General features: G+C 38.9%; 13 protein-coding genes and 1 pseudogene. 8 read left to right on the plus strand and 6 right to left on the minus strand.

Going from position 1 to position 17415, the window contains the following annotated elements; all coding sequences use genetic code 11:
• Window positions 1-20: 20 nt before the first annotated feature.
• On the minus strand, window positions 21-1562 hold the full coding sequence (locus tag H0S70_RS11245) for a glycine--tRNA ligase (RefSeq protein ID WP_188320865.1): 1542 nt from the start codon (window positions 1560-1562) through the stop codon (window positions 21-23).
• 187 nt (window positions 1563-1749) lie between these two features.
• Here H0S70_RS11245 and H0S70_RS11250 point away from each other — a divergent pair, with 187 nt between their 5' ends.
• Window positions 1750-2757, plus strand: coding sequence for a quinone-dependent dihydroorotate dehydrogenase (locus H0S70_RS11250; protein WP_188320866.1), 1008 nt, complete (start codon window positions 1750-1752; stop codon window positions 2755-2757).
• A gap of 147 nt (window positions 2758-2904) precedes the next feature.
• Here the strand turns inward: H0S70_RS11250 and H0S70_RS11255 are convergent, their stop codons facing one another.
• Window positions 2905-4149 (minus strand): DUF445 domain-containing protein, encoded by a 1245-nt coding sequence (locus tag H0S70_RS11255; protein ID WP_188320867.1) that lies wholly within the window; start codon window positions 4147-4149, stop codon window positions 2905-2907.
• A gap of 77 nt (window positions 4150-4226) precedes the next feature.
• Between H0S70_RS11255 and msrB the strand changes: the two genes are divergently transcribed.
• The gene (msrB, locus tag H0S70_RS11260) at window positions 4227-4757 is read left to right on the plus strand and encodes a peptide-methionine (R)-S-oxide reductase MsrB (RefSeq protein ID WP_188320868.1); all 531 of its coding nucleotides are present in this window, start codon (window positions 4227-4229) and stop codon (window positions 4755-4757) included.
• A gap of 52 nt (window positions 4758-4809) precedes the next feature.
• On the opposite strand, the gene H0S70_RS11265 is transcribed toward msrB, so the two are convergent.
• Both H0S70_RS11265 and H0S70_RS11270 read right to left on the minus strand, forming a co-directional pair.
• Entirely contained in the window at window positions 4810-5283 is a 474-nt protein-coding gene (locus tag H0S70_RS11265) for a hypothetical protein (RefSeq protein ID WP_188320869.1), read from the minus strand.
• Window positions 5284-5303: 20 nt separating this feature from the next.
• Window positions 5304-7976 (minus strand): annotated as a pseudogene (locus tag H0S70_RS11270) (TonB-dependent receptor domain-containing protein).
• A gap of 587 nt (window positions 7977-8563) precedes the next feature.
• Here H0S70_RS11270 and H0S70_RS11275 point away from each other — a divergent pair.
• Window positions 8564-9328, plus strand: coding sequence for a murein L,D-transpeptidase catalytic domain family protein (locus H0S70_RS11275; protein WP_188320870.1), 765 nt, complete (start codon window positions 8564-8566; stop codon window positions 9326-9328).
• 37 nt (window positions 9329-9365) lie between these two features.
• Here the strand turns inward: H0S70_RS11275 and H0S70_RS11280 are convergent, their stop codons facing one another.
• Window positions 9366-10205, minus strand: a complete 840-nt coding sequence (locus H0S70_RS11280) for a GLPGLI family protein (RefSeq protein WP_188320871.1) — start codon at window positions 10203-10205, stop codon at window positions 9366-9368.
• A gap of 147 nt (window positions 10206-10352) precedes the next feature.
• On the opposite strand from H0S70_RS11280, the gene H0S70_RS11285 reads away from it, so the two are divergent.
• From H0S70_RS11285 to H0S70_RS11305, 5 genes are all read left to right on the plus strand, one after another.
• Window positions 10353-10682, plus strand: a complete 330-nt coding sequence (locus H0S70_RS11285) for a HesB/IscA family protein (protein ID WP_088263446.1) — start codon at window positions 10353-10355, stop codon at window positions 10680-10682.
• Between the two features lie 182 nt (window positions 10683-10864).
• Window positions 10865-12310, plus strand: a complete 1446-nt coding sequence (sufB, locus tag H0S70_RS11290) for a Fe-S cluster assembly protein SufB (RefSeq protein WP_188320872.1) — start codon at window positions 10865-10867, stop codon at window positions 12308-12310.
• A 56-nt stretch (window positions 12311-12366) separates the two neighbouring features.
• On the plus strand, window positions 12367-13110 hold the full coding sequence (sufC, locus tag H0S70_RS11295; protein WP_031501242.1) for a Fe-S cluster assembly ATPase SufC: 744 nt from the start codon (window positions 12367-12369) through the stop codon (window positions 13108-13110).
• Window positions 13111-13156: 46 nt separating this feature from the next.
• Complete coding sequence (gene sufD, locus H0S70_RS11300; RefSeq protein ID WP_188320873.1) at window positions 13157-14464, plus strand: Fe-S cluster assembly protein SufD; 1308 nt, start codon at window positions 13157-13159, stop codon at window positions 14462-14464.
• Between the two features lie 170 nt (window positions 14465-14634).
• Window positions 14635-15141, plus strand: coding sequence for a hypothetical protein (locus H0S70_RS11305; RefSeq protein ID WP_188320874.1), 507 nt, complete (start codon window positions 14635-14637; stop codon window positions 15139-15141).
• Here H0S70_RS11305 and scpA read toward each other — a convergent pair.
• Complete coding sequence (gene scpA, locus H0S70_RS11310) at window positions 15138-17255, minus strand: methylmalonyl-CoA mutase (protein WP_188320875.1); 2118 nt, start codon at window positions 17253-17255, stop codon at window positions 15138-15140. The two genes, H0S70_RS11305 and scpA, sit on opposite strands and share 4 nt — an antisense overlap.
• Window positions 17256-17415: the final 160 nt, after the last annotated feature.

Below are 17415 nucleotides of genomic sequence, written 5' to 3' on the forward strand. Positions count from 1 at the left end.
GTTTGATATTTTTAGTACGATTAAATCTTGGAAAGCAAGTTTCTGAAATTCGTTTTCTCGTCGATGATTCTGCGCAAATCGGCTACCGGAACTCTTTCCTGTTTCATCGTGTCGCGGTCTCTTAAAGTAACGGTGTTATCCACCAAAGAATCGTGATCGATGGTGATACAGAAAGGCGTTCCAATCGCATCCTGACGTCTGTAACGTTTCCCGATGCTGTCTTTATCTTCATAAATCACGTTGAAGTCAAATTTCAGATCGTTGAAGATTTTCTCCCCGTATTCGCCTAAACCGTCTTTTTTCATCAACGGTAAAATCGCTGCTTTTACCGGAGCCAAAGCTGGCGGAAGAGAAAGAACTGTTCTTTCTGAACCGTCTTCCAGAACTTCCTCTTTCAGTGAATTGGAGAAAATAGCGAGGAAAAGTCGGTCCAAACCAACGGAAGTTTCCACCACATAAGGAATGTAATTTTCGTTTCTTTCGGCATCGAAATACTGTAATTTTCTGCCGGAGAATTTCTCATGAGCACTTAAATCGAAATCAGTTCTGGAGTGAATTCCTTCCAGTTCCTTGAATCCGAACGGGAATTTAAATTCGATATCTGCAGCTGCATTGGCGTAATGCGCCAGTTTTTCGTGATCGTGGAATTTATAATTTTCAGCACCTAAACCTAAAGCCAAATGCCAGTTCAACCGTTTTTGTTTCCATTCTTCATAAAAGCTAAGTTCTGTTCCAGGTGGAACGAAAAACTGCATTTCCATCTGTTCGAATTCCCGCATTCTGAAGATAAATTGTCTCGCAACAATCTCATTTCTAAAAGCTTTACCGATTTGAGCAATTCCGAATGGTAATTTATGACGCGAAGTTTTCTGAACATTCAGGAAATTCACAAAAATTCCTTGTGCAGTTTCCGGTCTAAGATATAAATCGGTTGCCGAATCTGCAGAAGCGCCGAGTTTCGTTCCAAACATTAAGTTGAACTGACGAACATCGGTCCAGTTTTTAGAACCGGTGTCAGGATCAGCGATTTCCAGCTCTTCGATTAAAGCTTTTACATCCGCCAAATCTTCATTTTCCAAAGATTTCGCCATTCTGGATAGGATGGTTTTCTGTTTTTCGCGATATTCTAAAACTCGTGGATTGGTGGTTTCAAATTCGTTTTTATCAAAGGCGTCACCAAATCTTTTCGCTGCTTTATCGATTTCTTTTTGTGCTTTTTCTTCCAGTTTCGCGCAGTAATCTTCCAGCAAAACATCGGCTCTGAAACGTTTTTTCGAATCTTTATTATCAATCAAAGGATCGTTGAAAGCGTCAACGTGGCCGGAAGCTTTCCAAATCGTTGGATGCATGAAAATCGCAGAATCAATTCCCACAATATTTTCATTCATCTGCACCATTGCTTTCCACCAATATTGCTTAATGTTGTTTTTCAGTTCCGCACCGTTCTGTCCGTAATCGTAAATTGCTGATAGTCCGTCGTATATCTCACTCGAAGGAAAAATAAAACCATATTCTTTTGCATGAGAAATAAGTTTCTTGAAAACATCTTCTTGTTTAGCCATTTTAGTTGAATTTGTGCAAAAATAGGGAAATTTATTCTAATTTTAAGGAGCCGGGAACCTGCTCTCCGCTATATCTTTTGCTGCGCTTCGCTCCGCAAAAGGATGCCGCTGCGATCAGGGCTAGTTACGAGCAGATTTCATTAGAAAGTTTAGTTGTAAATCATTAAATTTGCTAAACTTTTCTTGCATGTACAAATCCTTTATTCGCCCAATTCTATTCAAATTCGATCCCGAAGAAGTACATTATTTCACTTTTTCATTATTAAAGAATTTCCCTTTTTTTGCCAAAATTTTTCTTCCGAAACCTATTGAAGACAAAAAATTGGAACGTGAAGTTTTCGGTCTGAAATTTAAAAATCCCGTAGGTCTAGCCGCGGGATTTGATAAGGATGCAAAAATGTTCAGTGAACTTTCGGATCTGGGATTCGGTTTTATTGAAATTGGAACTTTAACACCAAAGCCACAAGACGGAAATCCCAAGAAAAGACTGTTCCGTCTGAAAGAGGATTCTGCAATCATCAACCGAATGGGTTTCAACAACGGTGGAATAGATGCGGCGGTGGAACGGCTGAAGAACAATAAAAACGTGCTGATTGGCGGAAATATTGGAAAAAATAAAATCACGGCCAACGAAGATGCGGTGAATGATTACATCATCTGTTTCGAAAAATTATTTCCTGTTGTCGATTATTTCGTGGTGAATGTAAGTTCGCCTAATACACCAAATCTCCGCGCTTTACAGGAAAAAGAGCCTTTAACGAAACTTTTAAGTGAACTGCAGAAACGCAATGCTGAAAAAGAAAAGCAAAAACCAATTCTTCTGAAAATCGCGCCGGATTTGACGGATGAACAGCTTTTAGATATCATCGATATTGTAAACGAGACCAAAATTGCCGGAGTTATCGCAACAAACACGACACTTTCCCGTGAAGGTTTGGTTTCGAGTAACAAAGACGAAACGGGTGGACTTTCCGGAAAACCATTAACAAAACGTTCCACGGAAGTCATCCGATTTCTCTCAGAAAAAAGTGGAAAAGCTTTCCCAATTATCGGTGTTGGCGGAATTCACTCAGCTGATGATGCGATCGAAAAATTTGATGCAGGCGCAAGTTTAATCCAACTTTACACCGGATTTATCTACGAAGGCCCACAATTGATTCATGATATTAATAAGAAGCTTTTGGAAAAATATTGATTATTGAACCACAAAAGCCACAAAAGAAATGTTTGAAAAAAGCATTACAGAAGGTAGCAAAATCTGTTTTTCAAATTTTGCTATCTTTTAAAATCTTAAATAAAAATGATTGAGAAAAAGCTTTTGTGCCTTTTGTGGTTTAAAAAGTTAAATGAAGAAATTCGCAATCGTATAGATTACCAATCCAACCAAACCGCCGACCAAAGTCCCGTTTACGCGGATAAACTGAAGATCTTTGCCAACTTCAAGCTCCAGTTTTTCGCTGAGCTCTTTTCCTTGCCAGTTTCCTACGGTAGAACTGATTAAATCCCCGAACTGATGAGTGTTTCGGAGAATATATTTGTAAGCCGTAACCCGAACCCAATGGTCGATTTTATACTGAAGTTTTTCATCGGATTTTAGATTTTCCGCAAGTTCTGAAAGGTTTTTTTGCAAATATTTCTTTAATGCTGAATCTTCATCTTCCAATTCCTTCGATAAAGATTTTTTGATGGATTCCCAAATGTCTTTTGAATATTGGTTGATTTTTTCCTCTTTTAGAAAATCATTTTTAATCCCGCGAAATTCTTCTGCCCATTTTTCTTCGGTTTGAATTTCATGAGAGAAAGCATAGAGTTTTTGAGTGATCTCAGTACGCAGAGAATGGTTTTGATCATTTTCAACTTCTTCGAAAAATGCCGAAAGGCCGTTGGTTATTTTTTCGGCGATCGTATCATCTACAAATTTCGGAATCAGGAAGAAACTTTCCTTTTTTACACGGTTTTTTACGATTTCCTGATTTTGCAGAACGTAATCTTTTATCTGTTTTGAAAGGCTTGTAATCATCCTTTGATGATCGTTTTTATCGAGAACATACTCGATTCCGTTGCCTAAAATATGATTGATTTTTATGTCATCGGACATTTCTTTTGCTTTGTTTCCAATAAAATTTACCACCGCAGAATCATCTAATTTGTTCAAAATATCTAAAACAATATTCGACATTTCTTTCACCAAATTCTGCTGGTTGCGTTCTTTTGAAAGCCATTCACCCACAAATTGAGAAATTTTAAGCTTTTGAATGTACGGACGAATATTCGAAGGCGAAAGAAAATTAGAAACCACGAAATTCCCGAGATTATCGCCAATTCGGTCTTTGCTGTTTTCAATAAGATTCGTGTGTGGAATTTTCAGTCCTAAAGGATAGTTAAAAAGGGCTGTCACTGCAAACCAATCCGCTAATGCACCCACCATCGCCGCCTCCGAAAAAGCGCGGATGTAACCAATCCAATGCGCGGGATTTCTTTTCTCTAAAATGGTGGTCGCCACAAAAATCACCGCCATCAAAACGAAAAGTCCTGTTGCAAATAATTTGTATTTTCTAAGCTGTATTTTTTTTTCTGCGTCGTTCATTAGGTTCAAATTTACTACTTTTGAAGAGCAAAATTCATTCTAAATACGATTTATCTTAAAAATCTGTTTTTAAAAAGATGAAAACAATCCTAATTATTCTGATGAGCATTTCCCTACAAATGTGTTCTCAGGTAAATAAACCCGAAAAAGAAAAACAAATGGAAAATATTACCACCAAAAACAATCCTTATTACTCAAGGACAGATCGTTCTAAATTAACCGTTAGCAACGAAGAATGGAAAAAAATCCTATCTCCGGATCTTTATGCAATTGCTCGCGAAGCTGCAACAGAAAGACCGTTCACGGGAAAATACAATCAGTTTGATGAGCTCGGCGAATATTACTGCGCGGTTTGTGGGAACCATCTTTTCCGGTCAGATTCGAAGTTTTCTTCCACTTGCGGATGGCCGAGTTTTTTTGAAGCTGATAAGGAAGGAACAGCGTATAAACGCGACTCGTCCCACGGAATGGAAAGGATAGAGGTGCTTTGTAAACGTTGCGATTCGCATTTAGGACACGTTTTTAATGACGGACCGCCGCCAACAGGAATCAGATATTGTATGAATTCTGTTAGTTTGGAGTTCGTAGGAGATTCAGAAAAGAAATAAAAAAATTGCGGAACATGAAATTCCGCAATTTATATCTAAATAAAACTTTCATTTAAGTTAAAGGTGCTCCAACTTGTAAATCGCAACGGTGATGCGGTTGGCCATGAGGCGGATTCAGCGCTGGTTTTGGTCCCAACGATGAAGTTGAAGAAACCGATGGTGCCGGTGCCGCTGAAGGTGCAATAGGATTTGTATTGAAATTATTACTTACAGGAGCCTGTTGCGGAATAACCTGCGGAGCTGCAGGCTGAACCGGAGCAGGGCTGTCGAGCGGCGCGCCTACCTGAATATCGCATCGGTGATAAGGTTCACCATGAGCAGGATTCAATGCTGGTCTGTTTCCGTCTGTGGAAGTGGTTACGGTTGCAGAATTCTGGGCCGTAGCATCAGTTGCAGCAGTATTTTCTCTCGCTGGAGCCGCAGTTGCTTCTGACGTGGCTTTTGTTTGAGATTCTGTTGCTTTTGTGTTTTTGCACGAAACTGTAAAAGCTGCGGCTGAAAAGAGCAATAGTGATATTTTTTTCATAGGAATTAATTTAAGTTTTTTCAAAATGAAACATCCAGACCAAGATACACATTTGCCGGCATAATCGGTGCATAAACCATTCCTCCGTCGAAATAATCACCAAAAGGATTCTTCGAATCAATAATCGGTTGGTCCTGAGTGTAGCTTGTCAGGTTTTCTCCGCCCAAATATACACGAATATTTTTATTGAAGTTTCTGGAAATCTGCGCATTCAAAGTTGCAAATGAATCGGAATATTCAGGAAGTCTGAATTCTGCCGGGTTTGCATTTAAATTGGGTAATTTCTGTTTTCCAACCAACTGTAGTGTCGTATCGAAACTCCAGAAAGCACCTTTGTCATTTTTATCCGTAGCATATGATGCATTAAAGAATCCACGGTTTTTTGCCATAAACGGGATCTCTCTTTTTCCTCCTGAAAAATCGGCCTGAACATCATAATATTTGTAGGCAAGGCGCAGTTCCAGATTTTTTGCGGGAACAAAATCCAATTGAGTTTGGAAACTGTTTGCATAAGAATTTCCGTCAAGATTATAGAATACAATTTTGTTCGGCGAAATGTCCAAATCTGCCAACACCTGATCTTGGAAATCGGTTCGGAAAAAATCAGCAACTAAGGTAGCTTTTCGGTTAAAAAGTTTGAATTCCTGCTGAAGACTTGCTCCGTAATTCCAGGCGATTTCCGGTTTTAAATCATAAATTTCTCCGCCGTTTCCTAAGATTTCAATCTGGCGGTTTGAAGCGAAATACTGCTGATTTTCAGCAAAAATATTGGCTGTTCTGAAGCCTTTTCCGGCAGAAAGTCTCAAGATTGTCTTCGGAGAAATGTCGTATTTAAAGTTAAGTCTTGGCGTAAACTGTGTTCCGGCAAGGTTGTGAAAATCGGTTCTTGCACCCGCAACCAAGGTGTACTTTAAACCTGTTAATGTATATTCAAAGAATAGTCCGGGCACCGTTTCGGTTCTTTTGAAGTTTTGAGTCAGATAATTTTCATCGAAATCATCATACAGAAAACTTGCTCCGGTTTTGTATTTATGATTTGTATTCCCGAAAATACTTTCGAAAATTAAGTTTGAGTAAAAGGTTTTCTGGTTACCGAGGTAATTTCTCTGTCCGAAAAAGCTGTCCTGCTGATGATAGGTGAACTGATTCATCCAGCCGATACTTTGATAAGGTTTTCCCTTAAAAACGTATCCTGTTTTATTCCAAATGTCGAATTTGGTAATATCAATTCCCACTCCGTAAAAGCTTTGCTGTGAACGGTCTGTATTTTTATCGAAATCTTTTTGCCCGCCGAATCTTTCATCTTTAACGAAACTTATTCCAAAATGCGTACCCATACCTGAGTGTTCCAAATCATTGTAATTCAGTAATTAAGCTGCATTAATCTGGTTTCCTGTCGGTTGGTCTAAGAAACCGTCGTCATTCGTGTCCATCTTTGCTAAAGTGGCATTTCCGTGGAGAAGTACCGACTGGTTCCATTTGTCAGAAATTTTACTGATGGAAGTGATATTGGATTCCAATCTCCCATTGATGTCTCAGAAAAAATTGATGGCAGTTTCGGGTTCTTCCTGCATTTTTAAAAGCTCGGTATTAATCTGTCCGGTGATGCTTTCATATCCGTTAGTCACAGTGCTGCCACCTTTTGTAAGCTGAATTCCGCCGATCCATCTTCCGGGAATTAAATTCATTCCGTAAGGTGACGCCAAACCGCGGATGGAAGGCAAAAGTTCTTTTGTCAATGAAGTATATTTTTGGTCTAACCCTAACATTTTCAGTTGTTTGGTTCCGGTAACCGCATTGCTGAATGCGACATCAACAGTTGCGTTGGTTTCGAAACTTTCGGAAAGATTACAGCAAGCGGCTTTCAATAATTCTTTAGAACTGATATTGAAGGTAAGGCCGGTTTCCTTTTTACTGAGCGCTGTAGCTTCCCCCATTTTAATGAGTTTTACTTCTTCAATACTCTTGTCGACATGATCAGCATGTTGGGTGAAATCCTTTTTTGGAGCGGGGCTTTCTTCCATGTGAACCAAATCACTTTTTACGCCCAAAGGCAAGGTGCGGTCGTAAAGACAACAGTCGGGAAGGTTTTTATATACCGAATCGCTCGCGGTATACTTTTCATTATCGTGACCTACATCGGCGATCATTTTCAAAATTGCATCGGCTGAAGTTTTTGCAGGATTAAAATTAAGTGTTACTGTTTGGGTTTCAGGATCCCAATTCGCTGAATCGGCGCCGGCAGTTTTAGCAGCTTTTTCAATTCTTGTCTTACACGAAACACAGTTTCCGCGCACAAAAAACTGATTTTCCCCTTTTGTAGGTTTGCTCGGTTCTGCATTTGTTACTGGTAGAAAAGAAGGTTCTCTTGGGTAAAGACAACATCCGGGAAGGTTTCTGTAAACTTCATCCGTAGCCGAATATTTTTCGTTATCGTGGCCTACGTCCGCGATTTTTTTTAGAATTTCATCAGGACTTACTTTTCCCGCATCATATTCTACTATGAGCTGCTGAGAATCTGAGTTCCAGTTTGCGTAGGTGGCACCGCTCTTTTTGGCGGTTGTTTCGATTCTTTCTTTACACATTCCGCACTCGCCTTTTACTTTAAAGGTAGATTTGGTGATGGTTTGTGCGAATAAAAAGTTGGTGAATAGGAGTGAGAAAGCCAGAAGACTTTTCAATAATGTTTTCATTTTTTAAAATATGTTAATTTAATAAAAGGGAGACGGAAGAACATACTTCAGGCTGTCAGTCAATAAATTAAGCTATTTTAGGCGGCTGCCAGATGTTATGAAAACTTGATGAAAAAAAAGAAATTTCGTAAATAAATTTCAGCTGATGGACGAAGAATGTTTTTTGCAAAGACTGATATTCTTCGGAATGATAGTAATTAAGGACAAAATTTATAGAACACGTATGACAGTTTGAGCAATCATTACCACAATTGTTCTTTCCAGATTTTTCTGAAGGACTATCAGAATGGCAGGACTTTTTTTCTTCGCTTTTGCAGCAGTCATCTTTCTTTGATTTTTTTTCACAGCATTCCACCGTTGGATCCTGCGCGAAAAGTGTCTGCGTTGGAAGTATGAAAACTCCCAAGCCCAAAATAATCAGAAAGATTTTTAATGTCCTTAACATCTGAACGCAAAATTACAAAATAATTTTGAACTGTATATGAGTTAAAGTTTCATAAAAAACAGTTAAAAAAAATTGATTTAACCACTTGATATTTAATTATTTGTAGTTTTGCAGTCCTAAAATCAATTTAACATAATGTTTTATGAGGAAAGTTCTTTTAACACTGTTTTTGGTATTTATTGTCGCAACCTCTTTTTATAAAAGGGATGTAGCGACAGTTTCAGACACCAAAACTTCACTTAAAGCTCACACCAAAATTTTATCAGCCGGAAAAATGGCCAATTCCATAAAAATAAAGGGCGAAGAAATTTTTTCCTCCCTTAGTTTTGAAGGAATAAATGTTTTAAATCCTGATGTTTTTTCAAAAGCTTATTTAGGGTTCAATAAGCTTAAAAAAGCCGGTAAACTTCCAGAAACTTCAAATTTAATCAGTATCGTCGATTTTTCACTTTCATCAACACAAAAGCGCCTTTGGGTAATTGATTTGGAGAAGAAAGTTGTAGTTTTCAATTCCTTGGTTGCGCACGGAAAAAATACGGGTGAAGAATTTGCACAGAAATTTTCGAACACCGAAAGTTCTTACCAAAGCAGCCTTGGTTTTTACATTACCGAAAGTACGTACAACGGCAGCAACGGATATTCGCTCAAGCTTTTAGGGATGGATCCGGGTTATAATGATGCGGCTCTGCAAAGAGCGATCGTGATGCATGGAGCAGATTACGTGAGTGAAGATTTCATTAGATCTCAGAAGAGAATCGGCAGAAGCTGGGGCTGCCCGGCGGTTCCCAGAGCTTTGGCAGAACCAATCATCAATACCATAAAAGGTAAAAACGTATTGTTTATTTATTATCCTGATGAGCAATACCTTTCAAAATCGGAATGGCTGAAAAGCGGGGAAACGATCTAAATCAAAATCCCGAATCTCAATAGATCGGGATTTTTTTTTAATTCAATTCAATCGGGTTGTTATTTTTCTTCAACTCCTCCGCCATTCTTGTTTCCATCTGCCTGCGCTGATTTGGATCAGGAGTCCGCATTGAACCTCTGCTCTGTGGAGCGCTGATTCCGCCACCACCTCTTGTCCCCATAGCGGCCTGCATAAATGATAAGGGATCTTTGCGGAAGAGTGCTTCTTGTTTTACAAAATCTTTTCTCTTTACTTTAACGACATTTCCAGATTGATTAAAGTTCTGTATTTCGGCAATTTTCTTTGTCTCTTTCAGGTCGAAAGAATAGTCGCCTTTAGAATCCTCCACTTTTACAATCAGTCCCGGAAGTCCCGAGAATTTATAAGGTCCATCCTGAAAAGGAACATCAGTGGTAAACCACGCTGCCCATTTTCTGCCGGCGAAATCCGTTTCAGCCTTTTGGGTTTTATATTCGCCAATCTTTGCGGTCTCCGGAAGAATTTTCCATTCCATTGGCCGGTCTTCTTCATAAGAATACTGGTCACGTGCAATTCTGGAATTAAAAGTGTTTTTTCCGGTTTTAAAATCTTTTTCTACTGTATAGTCAATATTTGAGCGCAGGTTCTGTATTTGCGACCGGTCGAAACTAGCGCCATTTGTCTGTCTCATTCTTGTAAACAACGAATCACGCTGCAATCTTTTTTCCCCGTAGAAAATAGATTTTTCGGGTGTTGCATCGAGATAAGCGGTTTCGGTTTTAATGTCGTTTCGGTTGGTGGAATCCGTTTTCATCGTTACCTGATAGATAAAACGGTTTGCCTGCGCAAAAAAGATTTGGGTAGATAATCCCAAAAATATCAGTGCAATTTTTTTCATGAGTAAATATTTCGATTTGGATAGGGTTACGGTTAAAATGTTAAATTTTTTCTTCTATAATTCAGATAGACAAATATACCGTCACAAATTTGATTTTCATTATATTATTAGTAATTTTGCAATCTAAAATCATTCTAAATAAAAACAATGATAAAAGTAAGCGATCATGCGAAAGAAAAGGCCATCCAGCTGATGACAGAAGATGGTTTTAAGCCTTTCGAAGATTTCATAAGAGTCGGCGTGAAAAGCGGTGGATGCTCAGGTTTAGAGTACGTTTTGAAATTCGATAATGAGAAATCGGATGCCGATCAAATTTTCGAAGACAACGGAATTAAAATAATTGTAGATAAAAAATCTATTCTTTATTTAGCTGGAACCACTTTGGAATATTCGGGAGGATTGAACGGAAAAGGTTTTGTTTTTAATAATCCCAATGCAAGCAGAACCTGCGGTTGTGGGGAATCTTTTTCCCTTTAGTTAAAAGATTAAATGTTTTTTTGTAAAATATTATAAAAAATGTTATTAATCTTGAAATTTAATTAATGATTGCTAAATATTTTCCATAAAGTTGTCGAAATTTGTTGATAATCAATCGTAAATCGATAATAAAAAAAGAAACTATTTTTATTAATCATCTAATTTTTTAATCATTTAATTAAATGAAATATACAGAAGACGACTTACGGGTCGATTTAGAAAACCAAAAATACGAATTCGGCTTCGAAACAGATATTGAGTATGAAGATTTTCCTACAGGTCTGAACGAAGAAATCGTAAAGATGATTTCGGCCAAAAAAAATGAGCCGGAATGGATGACCGAGTGGAGACTCGAAGCTTTTCGAATTTGGCAGAAAATGGAAGAGCCAAATTGGGCCAATGTGAAATATGAAAAACCTGATTTTCAAGCTATTAAATATTACGCAGCTCCAAAGAAAAAACCGGAATTGGCAAGTTTAGATGAAGTAGATCCGGAACTTTTAAAAACATTCGAAAAATTAGGAATCAACATCGAAGAGCAGAAAAGACTTTCCGGTGTTGCGGTAGATATCGTGATGGATTCCGTTTCGGTGAAAACGACCTTTCAGGATACTTTGATGGAGAAAGGAATTATTTTCTGTGCGATCTCCGAAGCTATTCAAAATCACCCAGACTTGGTGAAAAAATACATCGGAAAAGTAGTTCCTAGAGGCGATAATTTCTATGCAGCACTCAATTCTGCAGTGTTTTCCGACGGAAGTTTTTGCTACATTCCGAAAGGAGTAAAATGTCCGATGGAACTTTCAACTTATTTCAGAATCAACCAATCTGGAAGTGGACAATTTGAAAGAACACTTTTGATTGCCGATGAAGGCAGTTATGTATCTTATTTGGAAGGTTGTACCGCGCCATCAAGAGACGAAAACCAATTGCACGCAGCAGTTGTGGAATTGATCGCTTTGGATGATGCTGAAATCAAATATTCAACCGTTCAAAACTGGTATCCCGGAAACGAAGAAGGAAAAGGTGGCGTTTTCAATTTCGTAACCAAAAGAGGAATTTGTGAGAAAAATGCAAAAATCTCTTGGACCCAAGTGGAAACCGGTTCTGCAGTTACTTGGAAATATCCGTCATGCATTTTGAAAGGCGACAATTCGATCGGAGAGTTTTATTCCATCGCGGTGACCAACAATCACCAATATGCCGATACAGGAACGAAAATGATCCACATCGGAAGAAATACGAAATCAACCATTATTTCTAAAGGAATTTCTGCAGGAAAATCCAATAATTCTTACCGCGGTTTGGTGAAAGTTATGCCTTCCGCGAAAGGAGCAAGAAATTTCTCACAATGTGATTCGCTTTTGATGGGTAATGAATGTGGAGCACACACTTTCCCTTATATCGAAATCAAAGATCCTACAGCGCAATTGGAACACGAAGCTACGACTTCCAAAATCGGTGAAGATCAAATATTTTACTGTAACCAAAGAGGAATCAGTACCGAAAAAGCCATCGCATTGATTGTAAATGGTTTCGGGAAAGAAGTTTTGAACAAATTACCAATGGAATTTGCAATCGAAGCACAAAAATTACTGGAAATTTCTCTCGAAGGATCAGTTGGCTAAAACAGTTTAATCGAAGTATTATTTTCATTAAACAAAACTCAAGAAACGAAAACATTATGCTAAATATCAATAATTTACACGCGAAAATTGAAGACGGTGTAGAAATCTTAAAAGGAATCAACTTACAAATTAATCCGGGTGAAGTTCACGCGATTATGGGACCCAACGGAGCAGGAAAATCTACCCTTTCATCGGTTATTGCTGGGAAAGAAGATTACGAAGTAACAGAAGGAGAAATCCTTTTCGAAGGGGAAAATATTAGCGAAGATGCACCGGAAGAACGCGCTCACAAAGGAATTTTCCTTTCTTTTCAATATCCGGTAGAAATTCCGGGAGTTTCGGTAACCAACTTTATTAAAGCTGCATTAAACGAAACCAGAAAGGCAAACGGTTTGGAAGAAATGCCTGCTAAAGAAATGTTGGCTTTAATCCGTGAAAACTCTGAAAAATTGGGTATTAAAAGAGATTTCCTTTCAAGATCTTTGAACGAAGGATTCTCCGGAGGTGAGAAAAAAAGAAACGAAATTTTCCAAATGATGATGCTGAATCCGAAATTGGCGATTCTTGATGAAACAGATTCCGGTTTGGATATCGACGCACTCAGAATTGTTGCCGATGGAGTAAATTCTTTCAGAAACGAAGGCAATGCAGTTTTGCTTATCACTCACTACCAAAGACTTTTAGATTATATTCAGCCCGATTTTGTGCATGTTTTGGCAGACGGAAAAATCATTAAAACCGGCGACAAAAACTTAGCGCTCGAACTCGAAGAAAAAGGCTACGACTGGCTTTTAAATTAATTATTTCGATTTTTTTACAACGCCTTTGCGTTAAAACAAGTACAAAATGGCTTTATTAGAAAATATAAAAAATAATCACCCGGCTTTTTTAGAAACCCTTAAACACCGTTTCCTTGATAATCAGCGCCATGCAGCGTTGAATAAATTCTTAGAACTGGGAATTCCTACCAAAAAAGACGAAGAATACAGATACACCAATTTGCGCGAAATTACGGAGAAAGACTATAATTTTTTCCCTACAGAAACGCATACCATCAGTAAAGAGCAAATTGCCGAGCTTCACCTTGGGGAAGAAAATTTCGACTGGATTGTCTTTATTAATGGGCAATTGCACAAAGAGCTCTCCAAAATTTCAATTGAAAATGTAGAGTTTCTGTCTTTCAATTTTGCTCTTAATGATGAAAAACACCGCGAGGTTTTCGATAATTATTTCAATACCATTGCAGCGAAGGATTTGGCTTTCACCAATTTGAATGAAGCATTCTGCAAGCACGGTTTTTTCTTGAAAGTTCCGAAAAACATGGTGATCGAGAAACCAATTCATGTATTCTATATTTCTCAAAATCAGCAAGACAACACCTTTTATAACACCCGAAATTTGCTCATCGCAGAAGAGGGCTCCAAAGTTGAAATCATCGAAAGTCACCACAATTTCGACGATACTTACGTTTTCACCAACTCGGTAACCGAAATTTTCACTTACCAAAACGCAAAAGCAGATTGGCATAAAGTGCAAAATGACAGCGATACTTCATATTTGATGGATCACACTTTCGCAAAACAGGAACGCGATAGTTTAACCACCGTAAACACCTTTAGTTTCGGCGGAAAACTCGTGAGAAATAACCTTAGTTTCATTCATAACGGCGAAAATATCAACTCGTTTATGAACGGAATTACGATTATCGGTGGCGAGCAAACTGTGGATCACCACACCGCGGTTCACCACAAAACCCCGAATTGCGAAAGTTACCAGAACTACAAAGGAATTTTCAAGGACAAATCGCACGGCGTTTTCAACGGGAAAGTTTTCGTAGATAAAATTGCTCAAAAAACCAATGCTTATCAACAAAATAACAATGTTTTGCTTAGCGAAGGTGCGTCAATCGATACCAAACCGCAGCTCGAAATTTTCGCTGATGATGTGAAATGTTCGCACGGCTGTACCGTAGGTCAGCTTAATGAGGATGCGCTTTTCTACCTTCGAGCGCGCGGAATTTCCAAGAAAGAGGCACAGGCACTACTGCTCTACGCTTTTGCTAATGACGCAATGGAAAACATCGATATCGAACCACTTAAAGTGAAAATTTCTAAACTACTCGCCGAAAAACTCGAAGTGGAATTAGAATTTTAGAAAAATAGAAAACGTGTTTAGGCACGTTTTTTTTATTATTTTTGGGCGGACAATTCGCGCTATCCGCTACTACTCCTCAGTCGGCGGCTCCGCTTCGCTCCGCCGCCTCCTTGTGGGGTAACCGCTACTATCGCGGCCGCAGATTCGTCATCTAAATAACAACCCGAACCATGAATTTAGAAAACATCAACGATCACCTCGAAGCTTATAAAAACCACGATCAAATCATCGACGCAGCAGAATTTATCATCAGTACTTTTGGTCTGGAACATGAGAATTTCGCAGGATTTGGTTTTCGACCGGAATTGGAACCCGACAGAATGTTGCTCACCGCAGAAGGCGAAATTGGTGACCGACAAATGGTGATGATTCCTAAAAACCTTTTCGATTTTGACCTCAATTTAGTCGTGAATATGTTGGCGCATGAGATGTTGCACGTTCGCCAAAAAGCGCCTGAAAATGTAGTGGAAGATAAAAATGAAAGAGAATTCCAGGCTTATTACGAAATGCTTTTCCACAAAGTTTTCCCGAATGTTCCCGACGTTTCGGATTTTCACAAGAAATTTTTCGGAGGGAAAGCTCTTGAATACTACAAAAGAATGGGAGAGGGTTCCGAATTGCAAACTAAATACGCCGAACAAAAATTGGAGGTGGAGGGTTTAATTAATGCTCTTTAATCCAGCATTTTTTCCAGAATTTCACACGCCGATTTCGGTAAATTGGTTCCCGGTCCGAAAATGTGATCGGCTCCGTTTTGGTATAGGAAATCGTAATCCTGTTGTGGAATTACACCGCCCACAACGATGGTAATATCGTCTGCACCCAATTTTTTCAATTCTTCAACAACTTGAGGAACCAAAGTTTTATGACCCGCCGCAAGCGAAGAAACGCCCAGAATGTGAATATCATTTTCTACCGCCTGTTTGGCGACTTCTTCCGGAGTTTGGAAAAGCGGAGCAACATCCACATCAAATCCCATGTCGGCAAATGCAGTGGCTACTACTTTTGCGCCGCGATCGTGTCCGTCCTGACCCATTTTTGCCACCATAATTCTTGGTCGGCGACCTTCCTCATCCTCAAATTTTTGGGTTAAAGCAACTGCTTTTTCAAAGTATTCATTTTTGCTTGCGTTCATGGCGTAAACTCCTTGTATGGTTCTGATATTAGCTTTGTAGCGTCCGAAACTTTCTTCCATCGCATCGCTCATTTCTCCCAAAGTCACTCTTCTTCTCGCTGCTTCGATACAGATTTCCAGTAGGTTTCCTATTCCTGTTTTGGCAGATTCTTTTAGTTTTTCAATGATTTCAGCCACTTTTTCGGTATTTCTTTCCGCTTTTATCTGGTTGAGTCTTTCGATTTGTTTTCGGCGAACTTCGGAATTATCGATATCTAAAATGTCGAGTTCCATCTGTTTTTGGGTAGATTTAAATGAATTAACGCCAATAATAAACTCCTCACCACTATCTATTTTTGCTTGTTTTTTAGCAGCAGCTTCCTCGATTCTCATTTTCGGAATTCCTGCTTCGATGGCTTTGGTCATTCCGCCTTCTTTTTCCACTTCGTCGATGTATTTCATTGCTTCATCAATCATTTGCTGCGTTAAACTTTCCACCAAATGGCTTCCACCCATTGGATCTACCACATCGCAGATTCCGCTTTCTTGTTGAAGGATAATCTGGGTATTTCTCGCGATTTTCGCAGAGTAATCTGTTGGCAAAGCAATCGCTTCGTCTAGTGCATTGGTGTGTAAAGATTGTGTTCCGCCCAAAGCAGCAGAAAGCGCTTCGATTGCCGTTCTCGTAATATTATTGAAAGGTTCCTGCTCGGTTAAACTCCAACCGGATGTTTGTGAATGGGTTCTTAAAGCTAAAGATTTTTGGTTTTGAGGATTGAATTGGGTTAATAAATTAGCCCAGATAAAGCGAGCCGCCCTCATCTTAGCGATTTCCATAAAATGATTCATCCCGATTGCCCAGAAAAACGATAATCTCGGAGCGAAATCGTCAATTTTCATGCCTGCTTTGATGCCTGTTCTAATGTATTCTAAACCGTCGGCTAAGGTGTATGCCATTTCCAAAACCGGTGTCGCACCAGCTTCTTGCATGTGATAACCTGAAATTGAAATGGAATTAAACTTTGGGATATTTTTAGAAGTGTATTCAAAAATATCGGCGATGATTTTCATCGATGGGGTTGGTGGATAAATGTAGGTATTTCGCACCATAAATTCCTTCAAAATATCATTCTGAATGGTGCCGGAAAGTAATTCTTGAGAAACGCCCTGCTCTTCCGCAGCAACAATATAAAATGCTAAAACGGGCAAAACCGCACCGTTCATCGTCATCGAAACCGAAATTTCATCCAAAGGAATTTCATTGAATAATATCTTCATGTCTTCCACAGAATCAATAGCCACGCCGGCCTTTCCAACGTCGCCCACCACTCTCGGATGATCTGAATCGTAACCGCGGTGCGTTGCCAAATCAAATGCAACGGATAATCCTTTCTGTCCGGCAGCAAGATTTCTTCTGTAAAAAGCATTGGATTCTTCTGCGGTTGAAAATCCTGCGTATTGCCGAATGGTCCAAGGTTTTTGAACATACATCGTTGAATATGGTCCGCGCAAATATGGAGCAATTCCCGCCGAATATTTCTTATCAGTTAAAGATTTCGAGTCGGCTTCGGTGTAAGCAGATTTCATTTCCAAACCGTCTTTTTCAAAAAAGTAAGGAACTTGATCTTTGGAATCAACTGAAAAATCGGGGTTTTGAATTTGTATTTTTTTGCGCATTACCGTGGGCTTTGTAAAAAAGTAAAGTTACGCATTTTCGCGAAAATTTCTTAATGAAAAGTTCATTTAGAAAAAGGTCTTATTATAATGATGACATGAAAGCTTTGTATTTATTCAAATTGATTTTTAGACATTAAAAAACTCCCATTTTGCAATGAGA

This window comes from Chryseobacterium manosquense (assembly GCF_014623485.1).
GTDB lineage: Bacteria > Bacteroidota > Bacteroidia > Flavobacteriales > Weeksellaceae > Kaistella > Kaistella haifensis.

Excerpts from the sequence above, each read along its gene's own strand:
- H0S70_RS11245 (WP_188320865.1), bottom strand. The coding sequence starts at position 1,562 with ATGGCTAAACAAGAAGATGTTTTCAAGAAACTTATTTCTCATGCAAAA.
- H0S70_RS11250 (WP_188320866.1), top strand. The coding sequence starts at position 1,750 with ATGTACAAATCCTTTATTCGCCCAATTCTATTCAAATTCGATCCCGAA.
- H0S70_RS11255 (WP_188320867.1), bottom strand. The coding sequence starts at position 4,149 with ATGAACGACGCAGAAAAAAAAATACAGCTTAGAAAATACAAATTATTT.
- msrB (WP_188320868.1), top strand. The coding sequence starts at position 4,227 with ATGAAAACAATCCTAATTATTCTGATGAGCATTTCCCTACAAATGTGT.
- H0S70_RS11265 (WP_188320869.1), bottom strand. The coding sequence starts at position 5,283 with ATGAAAAAAATATCACTATTGCTCTTTTCAGCCGCAGCTTTTACAGTT.
- H0S70_RS11275 (WP_188320870.1), top strand. The coding sequence starts at position 8,564 with ATGAGGAAAGTTCTTTTAACACTGTTTTTGGTATTTATTGTCGCAACC.
- H0S70_RS11280 (WP_188320871.1), bottom strand. The coding sequence starts at position 10,205 with ATGAAAAAAATTGCACTGATATTTTTGGGATTATCTACCCAAATCTTT.
- H0S70_RS11285 (WP_088263446.1), top strand. The coding sequence starts at position 10,353 with ATGATAAAAGTAAGCGATCATGCGAAAGAAAAGGCCATCCAGCTGATG.
- sufB (WP_188320872.1), top strand. The coding sequence starts at position 10,865 with ATGAAATATACAGAAGACGACTTACGGGTCGATTTAGAAAACCAAAAA.
- sufC (WP_031501242.1), top strand. The coding sequence starts at position 12,367 with ATGCTAAATATCAATAATTTACACGCGAAAATTGAAGACGGTGTAGAA.
- sufD (WP_188320873.1), top strand. The coding sequence starts at position 13,157 with ATGGCTTTATTAGAAAATATAAAAAATAATCACCCGGCTTTTTTAGAA.
- H0S70_RS11305 (WP_188320874.1), top strand. The coding sequence starts at position 14,635 with ATGAATTTAGAAAACATCAACGATCACCTCGAAGCTTATAAAAACCAC.
- scpA (WP_188320875.1), bottom strand. The coding sequence starts at position 17,255 with ATGCGCAAAAAAATACAAATTCAAAACCCCGATTTTTCAGTTGATTCC.